This is a genomic window from Aeromonas sp. R6-2, from assembly GCF_040908155.1.
GTDB classification, from domain to species: Bacteria; Pseudomonadota; Gammaproteobacteria; order Enterobacterales; family Aeromonadaceae; genus Aeromonas; species Aeromonas schubertii.
Genome location: NZ_JBFODE010000029.1, coordinates 114,917 through 135,281, shown reverse-complemented (window position 1 = coordinate 135,281; position 20,365 = coordinate 114,917). Strand labels below are relative to the sequence as shown.

The window sequence follows — 20,365 nt, the reverse complement described above, 5'->3', positions numbered from 1 at the left end:
CACATGCTGGATCTTTCGATGAAACATGCCTTGCCTTTTGATGCGTTACTGCATCAGGAACTGCTGTCCGGCAAACGCAAAGCGATTGCGTGGGGGGTAGCGGGAAACCTTTATTATCATGTGCTCCAGTCCCCTTATCCATTCATCGCCATCATCGATGGTCTTAACGGTCCTCAAGTTGGTCAGGTCATATTTAAAATTCCGATAGTAGGGCCAGATATTCTTGATAATTACCCCGTAGAAGAGATTGTGATTGTCATCTTTTCAGATTTACAGCAATTCGGTGGGCAGATTATCGAGCAACTAGGTCATTATGGCGATTACCCCTATATTACTCCCTACGTTGAGGCGACCTGCCAGCCATCGGCTATGTTACAACAAAAGCTTGAGCAGTTGATCCGCGAGCGTCGAACATATCGGTTGCCTCAGGTGGTGCAGCGTGTCGTGTTGTATATTCACTCCTTGGTCAAAGGTGGAGCTGAACGGCAGATGGTATTGTTGGCCATCGGATTGCGGCAGCTGGGATGGGAAGTGCATTTGATCTCGGTGAAGAATAAGGGGTTGGAGGTTAATCACTGGGAGGCGCTTTTGCGTACTCATGGTGTAGAGCTCTACTTCGTGCCTTCTGCCCGCGAGTTTTGGCCGAACTTGCAGCAGGAGAAAAATAGCTACCCGTTGGCTAATCAATTGGCACCCTTCTTTGAGCCCGGTCTGCTTCACGGCATTCTCACTGCCTATGACTATATGCAACGTGTTCAGCCCAAAGTGGTTATCTCCTATCTAGAAGACGGTAATATCATTGCTTCTATGGCCGCAATTTTCGCGGGAGTAGAGCAGATCATTATCTCTGGAAGGAGTGTTGCCCCCTCAGAGTTTCCTGAATATCTGGCCGTTTATGATGAGTCGAGGTTGGCTGCCTACTATCGTCTGATGACCGAGTTGCCAGGGATCGTTTTGAGTGTTAACTCCATGGCCGGGGCGCAGTCGTATGCTCGTTGGCTAAATTTGCCTGAATCGAGTATCCCCGTAGTGAAAAATGCGGTCATGGCTCAGCGAGTTGAAGGACAAGAGCCTCTACATCAGCTAGATATTCATTTATCGGCCCCAATATTAATGGGGATCATGCGACTATCTCCAGAAAAGTCTCCATGTCGCTTTATAGAGGTTGTCGCTTCTGTCATTGCGAAACTTCCTCAAACCCATGCAATTTTAATCGGTGATGGACCATTACGCTCAGAGGTCCTTGCTTGCATTGCGCAGCAGCCGTGCCGCGATAACATTCATGTCGTGGGTGTGAAAGATAATGTTTTTGAATGGCTGAGTTGTGCCAGTCTGCTCATTTCAACCTCCAGTCATGAGGGAATGTCTAATGTTATTCTGGAAGCCCAGGCACTTGGTTGTCCTGTTGTGGCGACAGATATTCCAGGAAATAGAGAAACTGTACTGACAGAGTTTTCTTGTGACTTGATTCCCTATGGGAAATGGGATTTGATGGTTGAAAAGGTAGTATTATTGTTGACGGGGAATGAAGAGACAACATCAGTTGGTTTAGTGAAAAAGATGAGTGAGCATTATTCACCACGTATACTTGCTGAAAAAACGCTGGCACTGACTAATAAAAAATAAATCGGAGACAGAATATGGATGTCATCTTGTTTGGTGGCGGCGAAGTTTGTGATTCTTTTATAAAAAGACTTCCTAAACGATTTTCAATATTGGCTATTGCTGATAATAACGAAAGTTTACATGGTCAGTTTAAGGGTGAGTTCCCTATTATCTCTCCTGATGAAATTCATCTATACAAGCCAGACTTTATTATTATCTCTTGTCTGCGGAGACATGTCTCAGATATCTGTGATCAACTCGTCCAACTAGGGTTGGATGACTTATATTTACCATTTCCTTATGATGAGGAAAGTGAAACGAGAGATCGAGAGAAGCAGGAAGCGAAAGGGATAATTGGACGTGATCTCGTGGGTGAGATAATAGGCAGTGAAAACACTAGCGGTAGTGTGTTTTATCATATATCACTCGGCAATAATTTCGAGAAATGTCGTAAACAATATATTTCAAGGCCGGCAAATCGATTTTTACATATAGGTTCTGGTCATTCCCTTGGGGTGGAAATATATAGTCTATTACGCTGGGGGGGCGAGTGGACCGCGATTGAGCCATTCCCGGGACTAAGCGGGAAATATCCTCTCAATGATCATGTTTCAATGATTAAATATTTGATGGGGCTTTTCAATGTTCCATGTAAGGTAATTGATGGTCTTGTATTTAATAATGATGTTGAATCATTCCATCTTCATGATAATGATGGCACTAGATTAAATTACTTTCCTGATATAAAGCTTGAAGATTTCAATGATGATGAAAAATATGATATATGCTACTCATGTGCCGTAATGGAGCATGTTGTAGATGTTAATTTATTCGTAGTCAAGACATTTGAACTATTAGCGTCAGGTGGTTTTGCTTTTCACTGGATTGACCTCCGAGACCACCGGGATTTTTCACGACCACTTGATTTCCTGACAATAGGAAAATCAGAGTGGCGTGACCATTATGGTTATGCAGGCCACTTTTTACATGGTAATCAGCTGCGTTATAGTGATTATCGACAGATATTTTTACAATGTGGCTTCAGGATTGTTGCTGAAGATATATATATGAAGAATGATAGGAAGTATATTCAGGAGGTCTCTGCCGATTTCGCAGATGAGTATACATCACTGGAGTGGGAGGATTTGGAAGTTGCTGGTGTACTATTCGTTCTGGAAAAACCATCGCATGATAGTTGACTATTCTATGATGTCTCATGCGTGACATCATGTGTTGGCTTACCTTTTGGGAGTTATAAAATGTGCGGTATAGCCGGAATAATGAGTGTTTATGGTCAACATGATCCTGCGTGGTTGAAACAGCAGGTTAATAGAATGGTTGAGGCGATGACCTATAGAGGGCCCGACGACAGGGGATTATGGGAGTCGGATGACGGACGCTGTGTTATGGCGCATTGTCGATTGAGTATTTTGGATATATCGCCTTCCGGGCATCAACCCATGCATGATACGCAGCAGCGGGCCTGTATCGTATTTAATGGGGAGATCTACAACCATCTTGAGTTGGGAGGGCGTCTTAAAGAGGCCGGCATATCATTTACCGGCCATTCTGATACCGAGGTATTGGTCAATGGCCTGGTGCGGGAAGGGGCTGACTTTCTGACCCGGCTCGAGGGGATGTTTGCACTTGCCTACTATGATCGTGAGCGCAGAGAGTTGCTGCTGGCCCGCGATCCATTTGGTGAGAAACCACTCTATTATGCCGAGTTTGACGGTTTGTTGGTGTTTGCCTCCGAACTGGCGGCTTTGACCCTGGTGCCAGGATTCCCTGCCCGAATTACGGTTGATACGGTCGCCCATTATCTGGCTTTCCAGCATCCCGTCGGAGAGCGCACCCTGTATCAACACGCCAGAAAGTTGCTGCCGGGGCATTTGATGCGTGCCGTGGCAGGGGCGGTCTCACAGGCAGAGCGTTACTTCCACTTCATCTGTGCCGGTGACCATATGCCGTCACGCCCGCTGGAGGAGCAGGTTGACCAGCTTGAGGAGCTGTTGCTGCGTTCATTATCGCGCCGTCTGGTCGCCGATGTGCCGGTAGGGGCTTTTCTCTCCGGTGGTGTCGACTCCTCGACGGCGGTGGCCCTGATAACCCGTCGTCTGCAACGACCGATCCGCACCTTTTCCATCGGTTTTGCACAGGCGCCGGAGAGCGAACATGAGGAGGCTCGGGCTTTTGCCGACTTTCTCGGAACCGAACACACGGAGCAACTGCTGCGTCCCGAGGCTTTTGTTGAACAGGTTGGTGATCTGGCGCGGCGCATGGATGAGCCCAATGCCGATACTTCCTGTGTACCGACCTATATGGTCTCGCAACTTGCTCGTCAGCAGGTCACTGTCGCGATCACGGGGGACGGGGGGGATGAGATGTTTGGCGGTTATGGGCGTTACCTGCAGACACTGGCCGCTGCCGAGGACAGAGAGCAACAGATGCAGGCGCGTAGCTGGCATCTTGGGCGGGAGTACTACTCTGGTCGCATCTTGCTGTATGCCGATCGCCAGTTGGAACAGTTGTTCGGTCGCATTCCGTCCGGTACTGGTGATCACTTGATGGCGCAGCGCAGGCGTATCGATATGGATAGCCGCCCGTATCTTAACCGCCTTCGTGAGGCCGATATTGCCAATTATCTACCGTTGGTATTGGCCAAGGTAGATCGAATGAGCATGCTGCACAGCCTTGAGTGTCGAACCCCTTATCTGTCGACAGACGTGGCTCAGTTTGCCGCAGGTTTGGCACAGTCAGAGCTGATTGCACAAGGACAGGGTAAGTTCCTGTTGCGCCAGTTGGCCAAACGCTACTTGCCGGCGGACTGGATCGACAGGCCGAAAAAGGGTTTCAGCATAGATCCGTTCAATCAACAAGCCAAACTGAGTGCGATTACGCAACTGCGTCAGCAGGCCTCTTCAGGCCAGCTCTGTCTGCATCAGTTTATCGCTCCCGACCGGTTGCGGATGTTGCTGGATAACCAGTTTGACGGTATGACCTTCTATCATGTTTGGGGTTTATTGGTGCTTGAGACCTGGTTGCAGTCCCATGAGTTCAGTTTGTGAAGTCATGTCTTGCATTGTCAAGAGCTCCTCAGATAATAACTAGATTTCTACAAGGGTATTAGCATGAGTTATTTCCTTCCCGAAAATTATGTTGAACAAACGGACTTTGATCCAAGCATTACATATTTTGATAATATGACCTGTCAGCCTGATGTATATAGGGTTGCGCATCATGTATTTAAAACGGGGAAATATAGTTGCATCATAGATATTGGATCTGGAAATGGAGATAAATTAGCGATTTTTAGCGATGCCAAGATATATTGTGTTGATCTTCCTGAAAATCGACAGCTCATAGAAAAAAATGTTAAAAATCTTTCGTTTATTCCCATCGACCTAGATACAAACTCTTTCTCCATTCCGGATGAAATTTTAAAAGATTCCGTTGTTATATGCTCTGATGTTATTGAACATCTTAAATTTCCTGATAGATTGGCTAGTGATTTGAGCTATTTAATGAAGGTGGCTGGGTTTGTGATAATATCAACGCCGGACAGAATTAGAACTCGTGGCTTATATCATATAGGACCTCCTGAAAACAGAGCGCATATTCGTGAATGGTCAATTCAAGAATTCTATAATTTCATGAAATCCATTGATAATAGTAATTACATTATGGTAGGGTTTACACTAGACAACGATTTGTATCGTGAACGCAATAATATTATAGCAGTGGGAGGTATTGATGTCCCCAATACGAACGCTATAACCAGTGATACTGTAAAAGTGAAATGTGTTGTTGAATATTTAAAGAATAGCCTCATTCTTAACCGAATAATAGATTTTTATAGTTTTTTGAAGTTTGACCTCATCTTTGTGGTAAGAGATGGGCTTAGGGAAGATTTCTTGTCTGAGCTTGGTGATAAAAAAAACAATTATATTGTCATTACAGATGATGTTTTTCTTGATGAGAAAACAGTTATTGAGATGTTTGATCTATGTGACTATGACTGGGTTGCTTTCCATCAATCAAATACAATAATGATTTCACCGTGGCATGATATTTCTCTCCCGCAAGCTTTTTCTTGGCTTCAAAAGCAAGGTTATTCTCGAGTAGCATTCACTTCATTTAAATTTTATAAGGAATTCGATAAAGAATTAAGGCTTTTTTCTGAAAAAGAGATCGAGACAGATGTTTCCTCTTGGGCCATGAGCTGTGTGGAAAAATCAGAGTTAATAAAGACGTACCCCTTAAACTTTATAGTGAAGAAGTATTTTTCAGAAAAAAAATCGAAAATACACACTAATCAACTTCAGTGGAAAATAATGACAACCTTTCATGATTTTTTTGTTGAACGTATAACCGGTTCTTACTTATAGAAGGTGAATGACCATGGGTATGACACCTGCAATATATAGTGCTGTTTCACGCCACTTTAGATTAGATGATAAAGATATACTCGAGTTTGGCTGTCAGCAACTATCTCATATTTTTGATAAAGAAAGTAAAATGTTTTTCTTTGATAAGCATGGGGTAGATAATGGCTCTTATACAAAGGTTCTTTATGAAAAATTGGGGTATAATTATGACTCTGTCGATATTGATGCGGCAAGTATATTATGTGACCTTAACGAAGCTTTACCATTGTTATCAAAAGAGTATGATATTGTAACTAATTTTGGTACTACAGAGCATATATTTAATCAGTATCTCTCTTTCTGTGCAATACATATTGCGACAAAAGTTGGTGGGCGAATTTTTCATTTTTTGCCGATCAATCACTCTCATCATGGGTTATTTAACTATAGTGTGGAGTTTTTTTTGTCACTCTGCTACGCAAATGAATACAAGGTGATAGAATTTAAAAAGGCACTTCTTGCTGATGATTTGCGTGATTATTCATTCTGCGATATTAACGAGAATAGTGATAAAACCACCTATTTGTTCTTGGCTGTTGAGAAAATGTCAAACATAAATTTTCGCCCAGCCCAACAGATTTCATATTTACCAAGAATATATATAAGCAAGCTGAAGTTTTTAATGGGCGATTATTTTGAAAAAGTGCAGGATCTTATCCTTCCATATGGTTTCTTCACGAACAAGAGCATCGTTGAGCATATATTTAGTTTTGAGTCTGCAGTTACAAAATTTCAATGTGAGAGGGTCGCTTTATATTGTGCAAATAATATATCGCAATCAATTCTAATGTATTCAGTGTTTTCACATAAAATATCAAATGTTTTTGATAGATATATTCTTGATACAGAAAATGAAATTTTTTCTATTCTTCCTGATATTTTTCCAGAAAAAACCTACATCTATATTGCAACCGACAAATACTATGATGAAATCAAAGGTGCTTTGGGCTCAAGAAAGGATGCTGACAATATTGTCATAATCAATAATCAATAATCAATAATCAATAATCAATAATCAATAATCAATAATCAATAATCAATAATCAATAATCAATAATCAATAATCAATGAACTTTTAAACCATGGCTATTAATCGGTGATGTTATTTTATACGGAGTGTTCATTTTATGAGAACAATAATTACAGTTCATTTAAGCATCCTTTTTATGTGAATGGCATATATGATTAAGTTGTGTTGCATGATCATTTGACAAACATTAAACGTTGCAAATTTTTTATATATTTTAACGGGTGAGGCAAGACTACAGATAATTACTTCTGATAGTTAAAAGCTGTTATTGCAATGGGTGATTGGTATGAAATATCTGGTTACTGGAGCTGCGGGGTTTATCGGTGCAAAAGTGTGCGAACTATTGTGCTTGAAAGGGTATCAGGTTATAGGTATTGATAACCTTAATGATTACTATGCAGTATCTCTTAAATTAAGTAGACTTGAACAGTTAACTCCATTTTATAACTTCAATTTTTTCAAAATGGATGTCTCTGATAGAAAATCTATCCTGACTCTTTTTTCCAAAGAAAAGTTTGACAGAGTAATTCATCTTGCTGCTCAAGCCGGTGTTCGCCATTCAATAGAGTCTCCCTTTTCTTATATTGATAGCAACGTAGAGGGATTTTTAGCAATTCTGGAAGGTTGTCGTTATCATCATATTGAGCATCTTGTTTATGCATCTTCTAGCTCCGTATATGGAATGAATGAGGAAATGCCATTTAGAGTGAGTGAACCCACTGATCATCCTATTTCGTTATATGCAGCGACAAAAAAGATGAATGAGCTGATGGCGCACACATATTCTCATTTGTATGGCATCCCAACCACAGGATTGCGTTTTTTCACAGTTTATGGCCCGTGGGGACGGCCGGATATGGCATTATTTAAATTTACTAAATGTATGCTGTCTAGACAGCCAATAGATGTATATAACAATGGTCTGTTAAGCCGAGATTTCACATATATAGATGACATTGCTGAAGGTGTGATCCGGGTGGCGAACGTGATACCGGTTGAAAATTCTGCCTGGCGTTGCGCAACTGGTTCTCCAGCTGATAGCAGTGCCCCTTATCGTGTATTTAACATTGGTAATGGTAAGCCGATTAAAATAGTTGATTTTATTCAGTCTCTCGAGCAAGCGCTGGGGGTTAAAGCTATAAAAAATATGATGCCCATGCAGTCGGGTGATGTTTATGCGACATGGGCGGATACTGAGGATTTATTTGCTACTATTTCATATCGCCCATCAATGAAGATAGAACAGGGCATACAGAATTTTGTTGAATGGTATCGCTCTTATTATCAATTTTTGGATGTGAAGGTTCAATAATGAAAATTGCCGTTGTCGGTATAGGTTACGTAGGTTTGTCTAATGCAATATTGTTAGCTCAGAACCATCATGTTGTTGCATTTGATGTTAATCCAGAAAAAGTGTCCATGATTAACAGGCGACAATCTCCAATTATTGATTCTGATATCGATCTGTTCTTTAAACAACGGACTTTGGATCTTACCGCAACCTTGAATAAATCAACCGCTTACGAACATGCTGACTATATTATAATTGCGACGCCCACTAATTATGATCCTGATACAAATTGCTTTGATACTGCGTCGGTAGAGTCAGTTATTTTTGATATCATGGAAATTAATCCTGAGGCAGTAATTGTAATCAAGTCTACTGTTCCTGTTGGTTTTACCGCTAAAATGCGGATGACTCATAATTACGAGAATATTTTCTTTTCCCCCGAGTTTTTACGTGAAGGGAGAGCATTATATGATAACCTTTATCCATCACGTGTTATAGTCGGGGCAACAAGTGAATATGCACGAACATTTTCCAGACTTATGATTGATGGGGCAATAGGAAAAAATGTGCCAGTCATTTTTACTGAAAGTACGGAAGCAGAGGCTGTAAAATTATTTGCTAACACATATCTGGCGATGCGAATCGCATTTTTTAATGAGTTGGATACATATGCCCAAAAAAATAATCTAGAAACAAAAGATATTATTGATGGTGTTTGCCTGGACCCTCGTATTGGCCACTATTACAACAATCCATCCTTTGGTTATGGAGGTTATTGTCTGCCAAAAGACACCAAGCAGCTTCTGGCAAATTTCAACCAAGTGCCCAGCAACCTGATTAGAGCTATTGTTGATGCTAATACAACGAGAAAAGATTTTATTGCCGATACAGTTATCGCGACTAATCCTAAACGAGTAGGTATTTATCGACTAGTTATGAAGGCTGGCTCGGATAATTTTAGAGCATCGGCAATACAGGGAGTCATGAAAAGAATCAAGGCGAAGGGTATTGAGGTTGTTGTTTATGAGCCATCCTTAATGGAACCTTATTTCTTTAGGTCAAAAGTTATCACTGAAGTATCCGTATTTAAAGGTATGTGTGACATTATACTTGCTAACCGAATGAGTCCTGATTTAGCCGATGTGATTGATAAGGTCTATACACGAGACATTTTTGGCTACGACTAAAGCAGACTGCATATTTTCAATTGCTGTGCTTTTGTCAAACCAGGAAAGAGTGGCAAGGTCATTGCGCCTGCGTAAAATTGCTCAGTAGAGGGCAGGGTAGTATGAGTCCACTTTTGATACCAAGGTTGTTTGTAAATAGGTATATAGTGCACGTTGGCGCTGATATCCTGTTCACGTACTTTTTGGAAGAGCGCACTGCGTTGTTCAGGTGCTACATGGTGAACATAGAGATGGAAGGCACTACGCCGCTCGGTGTTGAAATGACGAGTTAGCTGGTGTGGTGCCAGTCTTTCGAAGTAGTACCGGGCAATCTCGTTACGCGAGTGAATCCATGTCTCCAGATTGGCCATCTGGCTCAACCCCAGCGCAGCCTGGATATCTGTCATGCGGTAGTTAAAACCCTGCATCTGCTGCTCGTAGTACCAGGGGCCGTCCGGTTCGTTGATAAAGTCCTCCGGCTCGCGGGTGATACCGTGGCTGCGCAGCATGCGCATGGTCTTGGCCAATTGTGGGTCATTGGTCATGGCCATGCCCCCTTCGCCGGTGGTGATGATCTTCACCGGGTGGAAGCTAAAGACGGTGATATCGCTGTAGCGGCCGTTGCCGGTAGGCTCGCCGTGATAGCGGGCGCCGAGGGCGTGGCAGGCATCCTCTATGATACGAAAACCATACTCCTGTCCCAGGCGGTGGATCTCTTTCATGTCACAGGGCAGGCCTGCGAAGTGCACCGGGATCACCACCTTGGGCAGCTTGCCTTCCGCCTTGGCGGCAGTCAGCTTCCGCTCCAGCTCAAGCGCGCACATATTGCCGGTATCGGGCTCGATGTCGACAAAGTCCACCTGGGCACCGCAATAGAGTGCGCAGTTGGCCGATGCCACGAAACTGATAGGGGAGGTCCAGACCCAGTCTCCCGGGCCGACTCCCAGCGCCAGACAGGCGATGTGCAGTGCGGCAGTACCCGAGTTGACCGCTACCCCAAATGTGGCATCGCAATAATCGGCGACCGCCTGCTCGAAGCGGGGTACGACAGGCCCCTGGGTCAGAAAGTCGGATTTTAATACCTCCACCACCGCATCGATATCGGCCTGACTGATGGACTGGCGACCGTAGGGGATCATTCGATGTTGACCTCTTGGTTGAGCCGCTTGAGCGCCTCGATGGTGAGATAGTGGGGGTTGCTTCTGGAGTTGTACTCAAAGCCGGATTCGACCATTCGCCCCTTCTCGCCCGTTGCCGTCTTCGAGAAGTCGTTGTTACGGTTGTTGAAGTTGATGGTGGGGCCGATGACGAAGAAATCATCGAACTCGAAGGTGTGGTAGGAGTCGTCGGCCGGGCACATCACCTCATGCATCTTTTCACCGGGACGGATGCCCACGATCTTGTGGGGAAGATCGGGCGCCATGGCTCGGGCCAGATCCGTGATGCGCACCGAGGGGAGCTTGGGCACAAAGATCTCGCCCCCCTTCATACGCTCGAAGTTGCGAAGCACAAACTCCACCCCTTGTTGCAGAGTGATCCAGAAGCGGGTCATCTCCTCATGGGTGATGGGCAGGGAATCTGTCCCCTGGTCGATCAGCCGCTGGAAGAAGGGCACCACAGAGCCGCGTGAGCCGACGACGTTGCCGTAGCGCACTACGGCGAAACGGGTCGGGTCCTGCCCGGCGATGTTGTTGGCCGCCACAAACAGCTTGTCAGAGGCGAGCTTGGTAGCCCCATAGAGGTTGATTGGGTTGGCGGCCTTGTCGGTCGAGAGGGCGATCACCTTCTTCACCTGATTAAAGAGAGCGGCCTGGATCACGTTCTCGGCCCCGTGGATGTTGGTCTTGATACACTCCATGGGGTTGTATTCGGCGGCAGGCACCTGCTTGAGGGCGGCGGCATGAACCACATAGTCCACTCCGCGCATGGCCATGGTGAGGCGGTTGGCGTCGCGCACGTCACCGATGAAATAGCGCATGCACGGTTCGTTGAACACCTGTTGCATCTCAAACTGCTTGAGCTCGTCGCGAGAGTAGATAATAAGACGCTTGGGTTGGTAGCGGGCCAATATGGTCTTGACCAGCATCTTGCCAAAGGAGCCGGTGCCGCCGGTAATCAATAGGGTCTTGTTGTCAAACATAGGGATCTCTCTCTGCTGAGCTCAGTCTCAAGCAATCTTCGTTCCATCTCGTGGATACAGGGGCGCATCTTCCCTCGATATGTAGCACATGGCGGGAAAGATAACCCAATGATTTCCATCGAATTGTTAGATCATAACTCCACTTTGCCCGATTGCGCACACTTTCCTTGGGTTAAATGGGGCCTCATATCACAGGCGTGCTCTCTCTCTTCATTCTGTAAGCAGATATTGCGAAGCTTGTCACCAGGGTTGACCCAACTCCTGGCGGCCGCCATCATGGCGCCGCCCCGTGACCGGGGCACTGTCTGCAGCATCTCGTTAGGCGAGGCTCCTGCATAAACACAGGCCACTGATCTCACGACGTCCAGAGACGCCCAAGATCAGGACAGTTTTCATCGGATTAAGGTGTTAACCCAAGTGGCTTCCGGGTAACCGGATACGTTATGCAGTGCTAAAGCTGGAACGTGGGGATGCGGGTTTCGCGTGAGCGACCCTTTTCCTGCCGATCTCTTGCTCGTCCATCAAGGGCTGTTTTCTCTCATTTGCGCGTCGCGCACCTCCAGGCTGACCTGGATCACACGAGAACTCTGTGATGAAGAAAACACACCTGTTACTCAATACCCATCAACTGCTCGATCGCCCCTCACTGCAAGGGTGGCTGGCCCATAACACCAATCCTGTACGCCGCGCCGATCAGCTGATGGCCCTGCGCCCCGAAGAGCTTAACTGCGTCTTCGACACCCTGCCGCTAGAAGATAGTGAGTCCCTGCTTATCTCCCTGCCGGGAGCGACGGCGGGGCGACTGCTACTCCGTTTGCATGTAAGCGTCATGACGCCACTGCTCAACTGGCTCAGCCTGGCCCAGCTGCTCGAGCTGCTGCGCCCGCTGGGACGGGCCGAGCAGGATCAACTGATTGCCGCTATCCAGGAAGAGCATCAGGGGGCGCTGCGTCTTCTGCTCAAGTGGCCTTCCGAGACGGTCGGTGCCCATATGCGGCTCGACTATCTGGCCCTGCCACGCGACTGTAGCGTCGAGGGGGCCAAACGGCAGGTGCACGATCTGTGGGATCAAGCGGTGAGCACCCGTGACATCTTCGTGGTGAGCACCGAGGGCGTGCTGTGTGGCGCCATCTCGTTGCGTACTCTGATGGTGGCCGAGCCCACGGCATCCCTAGGGGAGCTGATGACCCTCGACATCGCCCGGATTGAGGCGATGGCGGATCAGGAGGTGGCGGCCCGGCTGCTTATCGAGCGGGATCTCTCCATCCTGCCGGTCGTGCATGAGGGACGACTGGTCGGGGTGCTGCATGTGGATGACGCGGCCGATATTCTCGAATCCGAGTCGACCGAGGATGCGGAGATGCAGGGGGGGTCACTGCCGCTCGACAAACCCTATCTCGAGACCTCTCCCTGGGAGCTATGGCGCAAGCGTACCCCCTGGTTGCTGGTCCTGTTTGTGGCCGAGGCTTACACAGGCACTGTGCTGCGGGCATTTGAAGAGCAGCTCGAGGCGGCCATCGCCCTGGCCTTCTTCATTCCTCTGCTCATTGGCACAGGTGGCAACAGTGGTACCCAGATCACCACCACCATCATAAGGGCCATGGCGGTGGGGGAGGTGAGCCTGCGAAACCTCGGTGCCGTGCTGAAAAAAGAGCTCTCCACCGCCTCTTTCATCTCGGTGGCAATCGCGCTGGCCGCCTGGGTAAGAGCCTGGTCACTGGGGGTGGGCCCCCAGATTGGTCTGGTGGTGACCCTTACCATTCTTGCGATTGTGCTCTGGAGTGCCACCGTGGCCTCGGTGATCCCCATGGTGCTGCGTCGCCTTCGGATCGATCCTGCCGTGGTGTCTGCCCCTTTTATCGCGACCCTGGTCGACGGTACCGGCCTCATCATCTACTTCGAGATTGCCAAGCTGATCCTGCCTGAGTTGCAGTGAGGTGAATAAAAAGCGGGGCGGCCTATGGGCCGCCCCGCTGCTATTTCAGTTGTGTGAGTGGTTACACCGACTCCAGCAGAAGGGGCCAACCGGCCTCCCGGCAGTAGCGCTGCTCTTTCTCCAGGTTTTGCATCAAGAGGCGATTGGCCTCACACCAGTTGGCAGGCAGGCGCAGGGTGAGTGTCTCCTCACTTACCGCGATTTCCAGCGCGGGCAGAAGTTCGTCCTGGCGGCGATGGTGCAGGGCTACCGCGAGGCGCAGCAGACGAAGGCAGCGCAGCACCGTCATGGTGTCGTGGCTCGGCAGGGGAGGCATCTCTTCCAGACGCAATGCCTTGCGCTGGAAGCGTGCCAGGGCCGCCAGCAGAGTCTGATCCTCTTGGCTGAAGCCGGGCAGATCCGTGTGCTGCAGAATGTAGGCCGAATGGCGATGGATGCCGCTGTAGTTGATGGCCATGCCTATCTCGTGCAGCCGCGCCGCCCAGCCGAGCAGGGCCCGATAGGGGGTGTGCTCGAGTTGCCACTCGCCCTGCACCGCATCAAACAGGGTGAGGGCGGTCTGTTCGACCCGGCTCGCCTGGCGCACGTCGAGGTGATAGTGGCGGCTGAGCGCCTCAGTGGTGCGCTCGCGGATGTCGTGGTGTTGCAGCCGCTCCTCAAATTCGTAGAGCAGTCCCTCGCGCAGGGCACCGTCCGAGTAATCCATCCGCTCGATCTTGAGGGTATGAAACAGGGCCAGCAAGATGGCGACCGCAGCGGGCAGCACCTCGCGTCGCTCCTCGGGCAGTCCCGCCAGTTTGAGGTTGCCGCACTTCTTGCTCTCTATCATCTTCTGGCGCAGCAGTTCGAGGGCGCCCAGGGTGATGCCCCCCTCGCTCAGCCCCTCCTGCACCAGCACATCGTGCACGGCGCGGATAGAGCCCGAGCTGCCCAGGCACGCCTGCCAGCCCAGAGTGCGGTACTGCTCGCGGATGGGGTCGAGTTGGTGCTGGGCCTCCAGCATGGCGGCGGTAAATTGACGCTCACTGAGCTTGCCGTCGGAGAAAAAATGCTGGGTGAAGCTGACGCAGCCCATCTTGCGGCTGGTGAGGGCATGGGGGGTGAAGCCTTCGCCGATGATGAGCTCTGTGCTCCCCCCGCCGATGTCCACGACCAGTACCTGCCCTTCCACATGCTGGGTATGGGCGACCCCTTGATAGATGAGGCGTGCCTCCTCCTGGCCGCTGATCACATCAATGGGGTGGCCCAGCAGGCGGCTGGCCTGCTGGACGAACTCATGGGCATTGCTGGCCCGGCGCAGGGTGTAGGTGCCGGCGATACGCACGTGCTCCGGATGGAGATTGGCGAGGCGCTCGGCAAACAGGGCGAGGCATTCGAGCCCTCGCTGCATCGCCTCTGGACTGATCCGTTTGCGCTCATCCATCCCCTCGGCCAGCCTGACCCGCTCCTTGAGGCGGTCTACCACCCGGAAACGTCCTTCGCTGAGGTGCGCGATGATCATATGAAAGCTGTTGGAGCCAAGATCCACGGCGGCATAGAGGCTATTGTCCACCTTGCTTCTCCTCGCACTGTTTCAGGTATTCATAGATGGCCATCTGGCTGCGCAGCTTGCGCCGGTTGCCCCGTTTGACGTACTCGTTCTTCTGCTCGGCATCGATGACTCGGGCCTTGGTGGTGTCGTTCCACTGCAGATCCAGGATGTCGAGGATGCGCTGCTTGAGGCGATCGTCGTAGACCGGGGTGCCTACCTCGATACGGCCGTCGATATTACGGCTCATCCAGTCGGCGCTGGAGATGTAGAGCTGGGGGTTCCCCTTGTTGTGAAACACCATGACGCGGGGGTGTTCGAGGAAGCGATCGATGATGCTGATCACCTTGATGTTCTCGCTCAGGCCCGGCACGCCCGGCTTGAGAGCGCACATGCCACGGATGATCATCTGAATGGGGACCCCCGCCTGGCCCGCAGCATAGAGGCGGTTGATGAGATCCCTGTCCACCAGGTTGTTGACCTTGAGCACGATGCCGGAGGGCAGGCCCGCCTTGGCGTTGGCCAGCTCGTTGTCGATGAGGCGAAACAGTTGACGCCGGCTGTTGATGGGGGAGACCAGCAGGTGATTGAACTTGTAGCGCCGATAGGGGTATTCGATGTACTCGAAGACGCTCTCCACCTCGGCGGCTATCTCGGGATGAGCCGTCATCAGGGAGAAGTCGGTGTAGATCTTGGCGGTCTTCTCGTTGAAGTTTCCGGTCCCGATATGGGCATAGCGCACCGGGGCGCCATTCTCCATCCGGGTGATGAGGCAGAGCTTGGAGTGGATCTTGAGGCTCGGCACCCCGAACACCACCCGCACTCCGGCGTCGGTCAAGATATTGGCCCAGTCGATGTTGGCCGCCTCGTCGAAGCGGGCGCGCAGCTCGACCACCACGGTCACCTTCTTGCCGTTGTTGGCGGCGTCGATCAGGGAGTGAATGATGCGCGACTTCTTGGCCACCCGGTAAATATTGATGCGAATGGCGGTGACCGCCGGGTCGAAGGCGGCCTGGCGCACCAGCTCGGTGAAATGGTGGAACTTGTGGTAGGGGTAGTAGAGCAGTATGTCCCGCTCGCGGATGGCGTCGAAGGCGTTGACGAAGCCATCGAAATCACGGCACTCCAGGGCGGGGAGCTTGGGGTTTTCCAGATAATCCCGGCCGACATTGGGAAAGCCGATGAAATCTTTGAAGTTGTGATAGCGCCCGCCGGGGATGATGGCGTCATAGGAGCTGATCTGCAGCTTGAGCTTGAGAAAGCTGATCATGGCAGCCGGCATTTCCCGCTCATAGACGAAGCGCACCGGCATGGCGGTGATCCGCTGCTTCAAGCCATCACTCATCTTGTCGACCAGGCTGAGATCCAGCTGATCCGAGAGATCATACTCGGCGTCACGGGTCAGTTTGACCGCGTAGGCGGCGATCTCGTCGTAGTCGAAGAAGCCCTTGAAGATGGCATCGAGGTTGAGGCGGATGATGTTGTCGAGCAAGATGATCTGCTTTTTGCGGCGCGACCCTTCCGGCGGTAGCTGGAAGAAGCGCGGCAGATCGTCGGTGGGCACCTCGACCAGGGCATACTGGATCACCTGCCCCTGTCTTTTCATCTCGACGGCCAGATAGGTGCGCTCATCTTTGAGAAACTTGGCGGGGTTGACCTCCTTGTTGAGGAGGATAGGGGTGATGTGGCGCAGTACCTTCTCGCGAAAGAAGGTGCGCATCCAGTTTACGGTGGCTTCCGAGAGCTGGTTTTCGTTGACCAGAAAGATACTGTGGCGAGCGAGCTGCAACAGCAGCTCGCGATAGGTGGCATCAAATGATTCCCCCAGGGTCAGTACCTTCTGCTGAATGGCCCGCAGCAGCAGTTTGGCCGCCTCGTCCCCTCCGTGCTCTTCATTGATGAGGATGCGGCGTTTCACATCCGACACCCGCACCTTGAAGAACTCATCCTGGTTGGAAGAGAAGATCCCGAGAAAGCGAACCCGCTCGATGAGGGGAACCGTCTTGTCCATCGCCTCCTGCAGTACCCGCTCGTTAAATGAGAGCCAACTGAGCTCCTTGTCCACGTACAACTGATCCGTGCTCATGATCTGCCTCTGAAATGCCGTCTGGGTCGCCTGTTATATGACACTTTAATTGCACTTTTATTAACTCAGGCATCCTCGTCCCGGTCGATGTCGATCATCAGATCGTCCGAGAGCGCCTCGAGTGCCTCGATCAACTGCTCTTCATCGAGGCTATCGGGCAAGGCCACCAGGGTGTGGGCGAAGAAGAGGGGCGCGCCCGAGTGGGGGGCCGGCTCACAGCCTGTGGTGAGATCGATCACGTTGACCGAGAGGCGGCAAAGGGTGGCGGCCAGCTCTTCGACGATGCCGGGGCGATCGTTGCCGGTGACCGTCATCATCAGCTGCTGCTGGGGTTCGGGGTGATCTTCCCCCTCGGCCAGGGTGATCTGAAGATTGGGCAGGGCCTCCAGAGTGGTATGCAGCGATGCCACGGCTTCCCCGGGCAGGGTGATTTGCAAGATGCCGGCGAATTGGCCTGCCAACTCGCTCATGGAGCTGGCCTGCCAGCTGCCGCCTGCCTGCTTGACGGCCTTGGCCAGGGATTCGACGATGCCCGGGCGGTCCGGACCGATGACGGTAATAACCAGTTGCTTGTGCATATATACCTCCTTGTCGTTCATCCTCTCATTGTGCCTGTGGGGGCGCGCCATATGAAGCGCTGTCACCATAAAAAGTGGTGGCAATAGCGATGGGGGGGCGGTGCGTCAGTCACTGACAGACTCGAGGGTGCATGCTAGAGTATCGCCCGTTTTTTTAGCCCAATCGTCGTGAAGGCAGGAGGAGTCATGGGCTTGGTCTGGTTAGCTGTACTGATGTTGTTGGTGGCGGGAGCCTTGTGGTGGATACGCCGCGGGGCGGCCCCTTCGGAATATCAACGTCAGGAAGGGGTGCTCGAGGCTGACGAGCTGGCGTTGCTCGATGCCCTTGAAGAGGCGGTCGGGCAGGAGGCGCGTGTGCTGTGCAAGGTCAATCTGGCCAACGTGCTGGCGCCGAGCGAGCGCCTCAACGCGCGCAAGTGGCAGCGGGCCAGCGATGAGCTCACCTGTTGGGATCTCGACTATGTGCTGATCGACCGGGAGGAGGGGACTCCCCTGTGTGGCATCGTTATCGAAGAAGAGGAGGGGCATGCAGAGGATTTTCGTCGCCTCGCCTGCAAGGCCGCCGGTCTGGCCCTGCTGGCCATTCCCCTGGCCGAGGAGTACGACGTGGCACGGCTGCGCAGTCAGATCTTCTACTATCTCGAGCCTGAGCTGGGACTGGGTGAAGAGGCGCCACAAGAAGAAGCACTGCCTCAGGAGCCCCATCATGAGCGGGAGTTTGGCGACGGGCCGCAACTGGGCGCTTTGTCCCTCGATAGCATCGAGACCGGAGGCCGGCGTGAGCCGACCCTGAATCCCGAGCTGATTGGCGATACCGCTGAAGAGCGCTCACCGACCATCACCCGTATCGCGCAGACCTGCCCCCGTTGCGATGCGCCGCTGGTGGAGCGCCTGGCCCGCAAGGGGCCCAAGGCGGGCCACTATTTCATGACCTGTACCCGTTTCCCCGAGTGTCGTTATGCATCGTTGAGCGAGGGGCAGACCCAGGGGTGAGACCAATAGAAGAGGGAGGCTGATGCCTCCCTCTCTGTGTTGCCTGATTTTACTCCTCTTCGGCCCAGCGGCGGGAGCGTTCGACCGCCTTCTGCCAGCCGCGGTAGAGCTTGTTGCGTGCCTCATGATCCATCTGCGGGATGAACTCTCTGTCGACGCTGAACTTGTTCTGCAGCTCGTCACTGCTCTCCCAGAAGCCGACGGCGAGGCCAGCCAGGAAGGCGGCGCCCATGGCGGTGGTCTCGATGCGGGTCGGGCGCACCACCGGGGTGTGCATCATGTCGGACTGGAACTGCATCAGGAAGTCGTTGGCTACGGCGCCGCCGTCCACCTTGAGGGCGCAGAGCTTGATGCCGGAGTCCTGCTGCATGGCGTCCAGCACGTCGCGGCTCTGGTAGGCGATGGACTCCAGCGCCGCACGGATGATGTGATTGCGGTTGGCGCCGCGGGTCAGCCCGACCATGGTGCCGCGAGCATACGGATCCCAGTAGGGGGCGCCCAGGCCGACGAAGGCCGGCACCAGATAGACGCCGTTGGTGTCACCCACCTTGGAGGCGAAGTAGTCGGTGTCGCGGGCATCGTGAATGATCTTGAGCTCGTCACGCAGCCACTGGATGGTGGCACCGCCCATGAACACGGCCCCCTCGAGGGCATAGTTCACTTCCCCTTTGGGGCCGACGGCGACCGTGGTCAGCAGGCCGTTGTGGGAGCGAACCGGCTCGGTGCCGGTGTTCATCAGCAAGAAGCAACCGGTCCCATAGGTGTTCTTGGCCATCCCCTTCTCGAAGCAGAGCTGGCCAAACAGGGCGGCCTGCTGGTCACCGGCGATGCCGGCGATGGGGATGCGGGTACCGCCACCCCGGGTGGTGTGGCCATAGATGGAGGAGGAGGGCTTCACCTCAGGCAGCATGGACATGGGGATGCCCAGCTCGTCGAGCATCTTCTCGTCCCACTTCAGCTCGCGGATGTTGTAGAGCATGGTGCGCGAGGCGTTGGTCGGGTCGGTGACGTGCACCTCGCCGTTGGTCATCTTCCATACCAGCCAGGTATCGATGGTACCGAACAGGAGCTCGCCGTTCATCGCCTTCTCGCGGGCACCCTCGACGTTGTCGAGGATCCACTTCACCTTGGTACCGGAGAAGTAGGCATCCAGCACCAGGCCGGTATTTTCGCGCACATACTCTTCCAGGCCACGGGCTTTGAGCTCTTCACAGATGGCGGCGGTGCGGCGGCACTGCCAGACGATGGCGTTGTAGATGGGCTTGCCGGTGGCCTTTTCCCACACCACTGTGGTCTCACGCTGGTTGGTGATACCGATGGCGGCGATCTGGTCGCTGTGCAGCCCGGTCTTGGCCAGCACTTCGGTGAAGACGGAAGATTGGGTCGCCCAGATCTCCATGGGGTCGTGCTCGACCCAGCCTGCTTTGGGGTAGTGCTGGGTGAATTCGCGCTGGGAGACGCCGACGATGTTGGCATCCTGATCGAAGACGATGGCGCGTGATGAGGTGGTTCCCTGATCCAGAGCGACGACGTATTTCTGTTGTGCAGTCATGATGTTCTCCACGTTGGATGGGCCGCCGCTTTG

The 20,365-nt window shown here is 51.5% G+C and carries 15 protein-coding genes and 1 riboswitch; of the genes, 9 read left to right on the top strand and 6 right to left on the bottom strand.

What is annotated here, in order from left to right; translation table 11 throughout:
• Positions 1 to 3: 3 nt before the first annotated feature.
• The 7 genes from AB5Y48_RS05350 to AB5Y48_RS05320 all read left to right on the top strand — a co-directional run bounded on the left by AB5Y48_RS05350 (position 4) and on the right by AB5Y48_RS05320 (position 9,540).
• Complete coding sequence (locus AB5Y48_RS05350) at positions 4 to 1,626, top strand: glycosyltransferase (protein ID WP_368163945.1); 1,623 nt, start codon at positions 4 to 6, stop codon at positions 1,624 to 1,626.
• Positions 1,627 to 1,640: 14 nt separating this feature from the next.
• Positions 1,641 to 2,804, top strand: a complete 1,164-nt coding sequence (locus AB5Y48_RS05345) for a hypothetical protein (protein ID WP_368163944.1) — start codon at positions 1,641 to 1,643, stop codon at positions 2,802 to 2,804.
• Between the two features lie 60 nt (positions 2,805 to 2,864).
• Positions 2,865 to 4,673, top strand: coding sequence for an asparagine synthase (glutamine-hydrolyzing) (asnB, locus tag AB5Y48_RS05340; protein ID WP_368163943.1), 1,809 nt, complete (start codon positions 2,865 to 2,867; stop codon positions 4,671 to 4,673).
• Between the two features lie 63 nt (positions 4,674 to 4,736).
• Complete coding sequence (locus tag AB5Y48_RS05335; RefSeq protein WP_368163942.1) at positions 4,737 to 5,993, top strand: class I SAM-dependent methyltransferase; 1,257 nt, start codon at positions 4,737 to 4,739, stop codon at positions 5,991 to 5,993.
• A 13-nt stretch (positions 5,994 to 6,006) separates the two neighbouring features.
• Positions 6,007 to 7,026 (top strand): hypothetical protein, encoded by a 1,020-nt coding sequence (locus AB5Y48_RS05330; RefSeq protein WP_368163941.1) that lies wholly within the window; start codon positions 6,007 to 6,009, stop codon positions 7,024 to 7,026.
• Between the two features lie 322 nt (positions 7,027 to 7,348).
• Positions 7,349 to 8,374: an NAD-dependent epimerase gene (locus AB5Y48_RS05325; protein ID WP_368163940.1), complete on the top strand. Its 1,026-nt coding sequence runs from the start codon at positions 7,349 to 7,351 to the stop codon at positions 8,372 to 8,374.
• Positions 8,374 to 9,540, top strand: a complete 1,167-nt coding sequence (locus tag AB5Y48_RS05320) for a nucleotide sugar dehydrogenase (RefSeq protein WP_368163939.1) — start codon at positions 8,374 to 8,376, stop codon at positions 9,538 to 9,540. Before AB5Y48_RS05325 ends, AB5Y48_RS05320 begins: the two co-directional genes overlap by 1 nt.
• Here AB5Y48_RS05320 and pseC read toward each other — a convergent pair.
• Together pseC and pseB are read right to left on the bottom strand one after the other, a co-directional pair.
• Positions 9,537 to 10,658 (bottom strand): UDP-4-amino-4,6-dideoxy-N-acetyl-beta-L-altrosamine transaminase, encoded by a 1,122-nt coding sequence (pseC, locus tag AB5Y48_RS05315; RefSeq protein ID WP_368163938.1) that lies wholly within the window; start codon positions 10,656 to 10,658, stop codon positions 9,537 to 9,539. The genes AB5Y48_RS05320 and pseC overlap by 4 nt on opposite strands.
• On the bottom strand, positions 10,655 to 11,659 hold the full coding sequence (gene pseB / locus AB5Y48_RS05310; RefSeq protein WP_060585464.1) for a UDP-N-acetylglucosamine 4,6-dehydratase (inverting): 1,005 nt from the start codon (positions 11,657 to 11,659) through the stop codon (positions 10,655 to 10,657). Before pseB ends, pseC begins: the two co-directional genes overlap by 4 nt.
• A gap of 307 nt (positions 11,660 to 11,966) precedes the next feature.
• Positions 11,967 to 12,136: riboswitch (M-box (ykoK) riboswitch) on the top strand.
• A gap of 115 nt (positions 12,137 to 12,251) precedes the next feature.
• On the opposite strand from pseB, the gene mgtE reads away from it, so the two are divergent.
• Positions 12,252 to 13,595 (top strand): magnesium transporter, encoded by a 1,344-nt coding sequence (gene mgtE / locus AB5Y48_RS05305; RefSeq protein ID WP_224159900.1) that lies wholly within the window; start codon positions 12,252 to 12,254, stop codon positions 13,593 to 13,595.
• Positions 13,596 to 13,656: 61 nt separating this feature from the next.
• On the opposite strand, the gene ppx is transcribed toward mgtE, so the two are convergent.
• The 3 genes from ppx to AB5Y48_RS05290 all read right to left on the bottom strand — a co-directional run bounded on the left by ppx (position 13,657) and on the right by AB5Y48_RS05290 (position 17,787).
• Positions 13,657 to 15,147, bottom strand: a complete 1,491-nt coding sequence (ppx, locus tag AB5Y48_RS05300) for an exopolyphosphatase (protein ID WP_224159901.1) — start codon at positions 15,145 to 15,147, stop codon at positions 13,657 to 13,659.
• Entirely contained in the window at positions 15,137 to 17,209 is a 2,073-nt protein-coding gene (ppk1, locus tag AB5Y48_RS05295) for a polyphosphate kinase 1 (RefSeq protein WP_050665844.1), read from the bottom strand. The genes ppx and ppk1 overlap by 11 nt, the downstream gene beginning before the upstream one ends.
• Before the next feature lie 65 nt (positions 17,210 to 17,274).
• Positions 17,275 to 17,787: a glycine cleavage system protein R gene (locus tag AB5Y48_RS05290; RefSeq protein WP_050666000.1), complete on the bottom strand. Its 513-nt coding sequence runs from the start codon at positions 17,785 to 17,787 to the stop codon at positions 17,275 to 17,277.
• Between the two features lie 192 nt (positions 17,788 to 17,979).
• Between AB5Y48_RS05290 and AB5Y48_RS05285 the strand changes: the two genes are divergently transcribed.
• Positions 17,980 to 18,780 carry a DUF2726 domain-containing protein gene (locus AB5Y48_RS05285; protein WP_158453488.1) on the top strand — a complete coding sequence of 267 codons (801 nt, stop codon included), beginning with the start codon at positions 17,980 to 17,982 and terminating at the stop codon, positions 18,778 to 18,780.
• Positions 18,781 to 18,829: 49 nt separating this feature from the next.
• On the opposite strand, the gene glpK is transcribed toward AB5Y48_RS05285, so the two are convergent.
• Positions 18,830 to 20,332, bottom strand: coding sequence for a glycerol kinase GlpK (gene glpK / locus AB5Y48_RS05280; RefSeq protein WP_224159904.1), 1,503 nt, complete (start codon positions 20,330 to 20,332; stop codon positions 18,830 to 18,832).
• Positions 20,333 to 20,365 lie beyond the last annotated feature (33 nt).

Coding starts and splice junctions, on each gene's coding strand:
- AB5Y48_RS05350 (WP_368163945.1), top strand. CDS start 4: ATGCTGGATCTTTCGATGAAACATGCCTTGCCTTTTGATGCGTTACTG.
- AB5Y48_RS05345 (WP_368163944.1), top strand. CDS start 1,641: ATGGATGTCATCTTGTTTGGTGGCGGCGAAGTTTGTGATTCTTTTATA.
- asnB (WP_368163943.1), top strand. CDS start 2,865: ATGTGCGGTATAGCCGGAATAATGAGTGTTTATGGTCAACATGATCCT.
- AB5Y48_RS05335 (WP_368163942.1), top strand. CDS start 4,737: ATGAGTTATTTCCTTCCCGAAAATTATGTTGAACAAACGGACTTTGAT.
- AB5Y48_RS05330 (WP_368163941.1), top strand. CDS start 6,007: ATGGGTATGACACCTGCAATATATAGTGCTGTTTCACGCCACTTTAGA.
- AB5Y48_RS05325 (WP_368163940.1), top strand. CDS start 7,349: ATGAAATATCTGGTTACTGGAGCTGCGGGGTTTATCGGTGCAAAAGTG.
- AB5Y48_RS05320 (WP_368163939.1), top strand. CDS start 8,374: ATGAAAATTGCCGTTGTCGGTATAGGTTACGTAGGTTTGTCTAATGCA.
- pseC (WP_368163938.1), bottom strand. CDS start 10,658: ATGATCCCCTACGGTCGCCAGTCCATCAGTCAGGCCGATATCGATGCG.
- pseB (WP_060585464.1), bottom strand. CDS start 11,659: ATGTTTGACAACAAGACCCTATTGATTACCGGCGGCACCGGCTCCTTT.
- mgtE (WP_224159900.1), top strand. CDS start 12,252: ATGAAGAAAACACACCTGTTACTCAATACCCATCAACTGCTCGATCGC.
- ppk1 (WP_050665844.1), bottom strand. CDS start 17,209: ATGAGCACGGATCAGTTGTACGTGGACAAGGAGCTCAGTTGGCTCTCA.
- AB5Y48_RS05290 (WP_050666000.1), bottom strand. CDS start 17,787: ATGCACAAGCAACTGGTTATTACCGTCATCGGTCCGGACCGCCCGGGC.
- glpK (WP_224159904.1), bottom strand. CDS start 20,332: ATGACTGCACAACAGAAATACGTCGTCGCTCTGGATCAGGGAACCACC.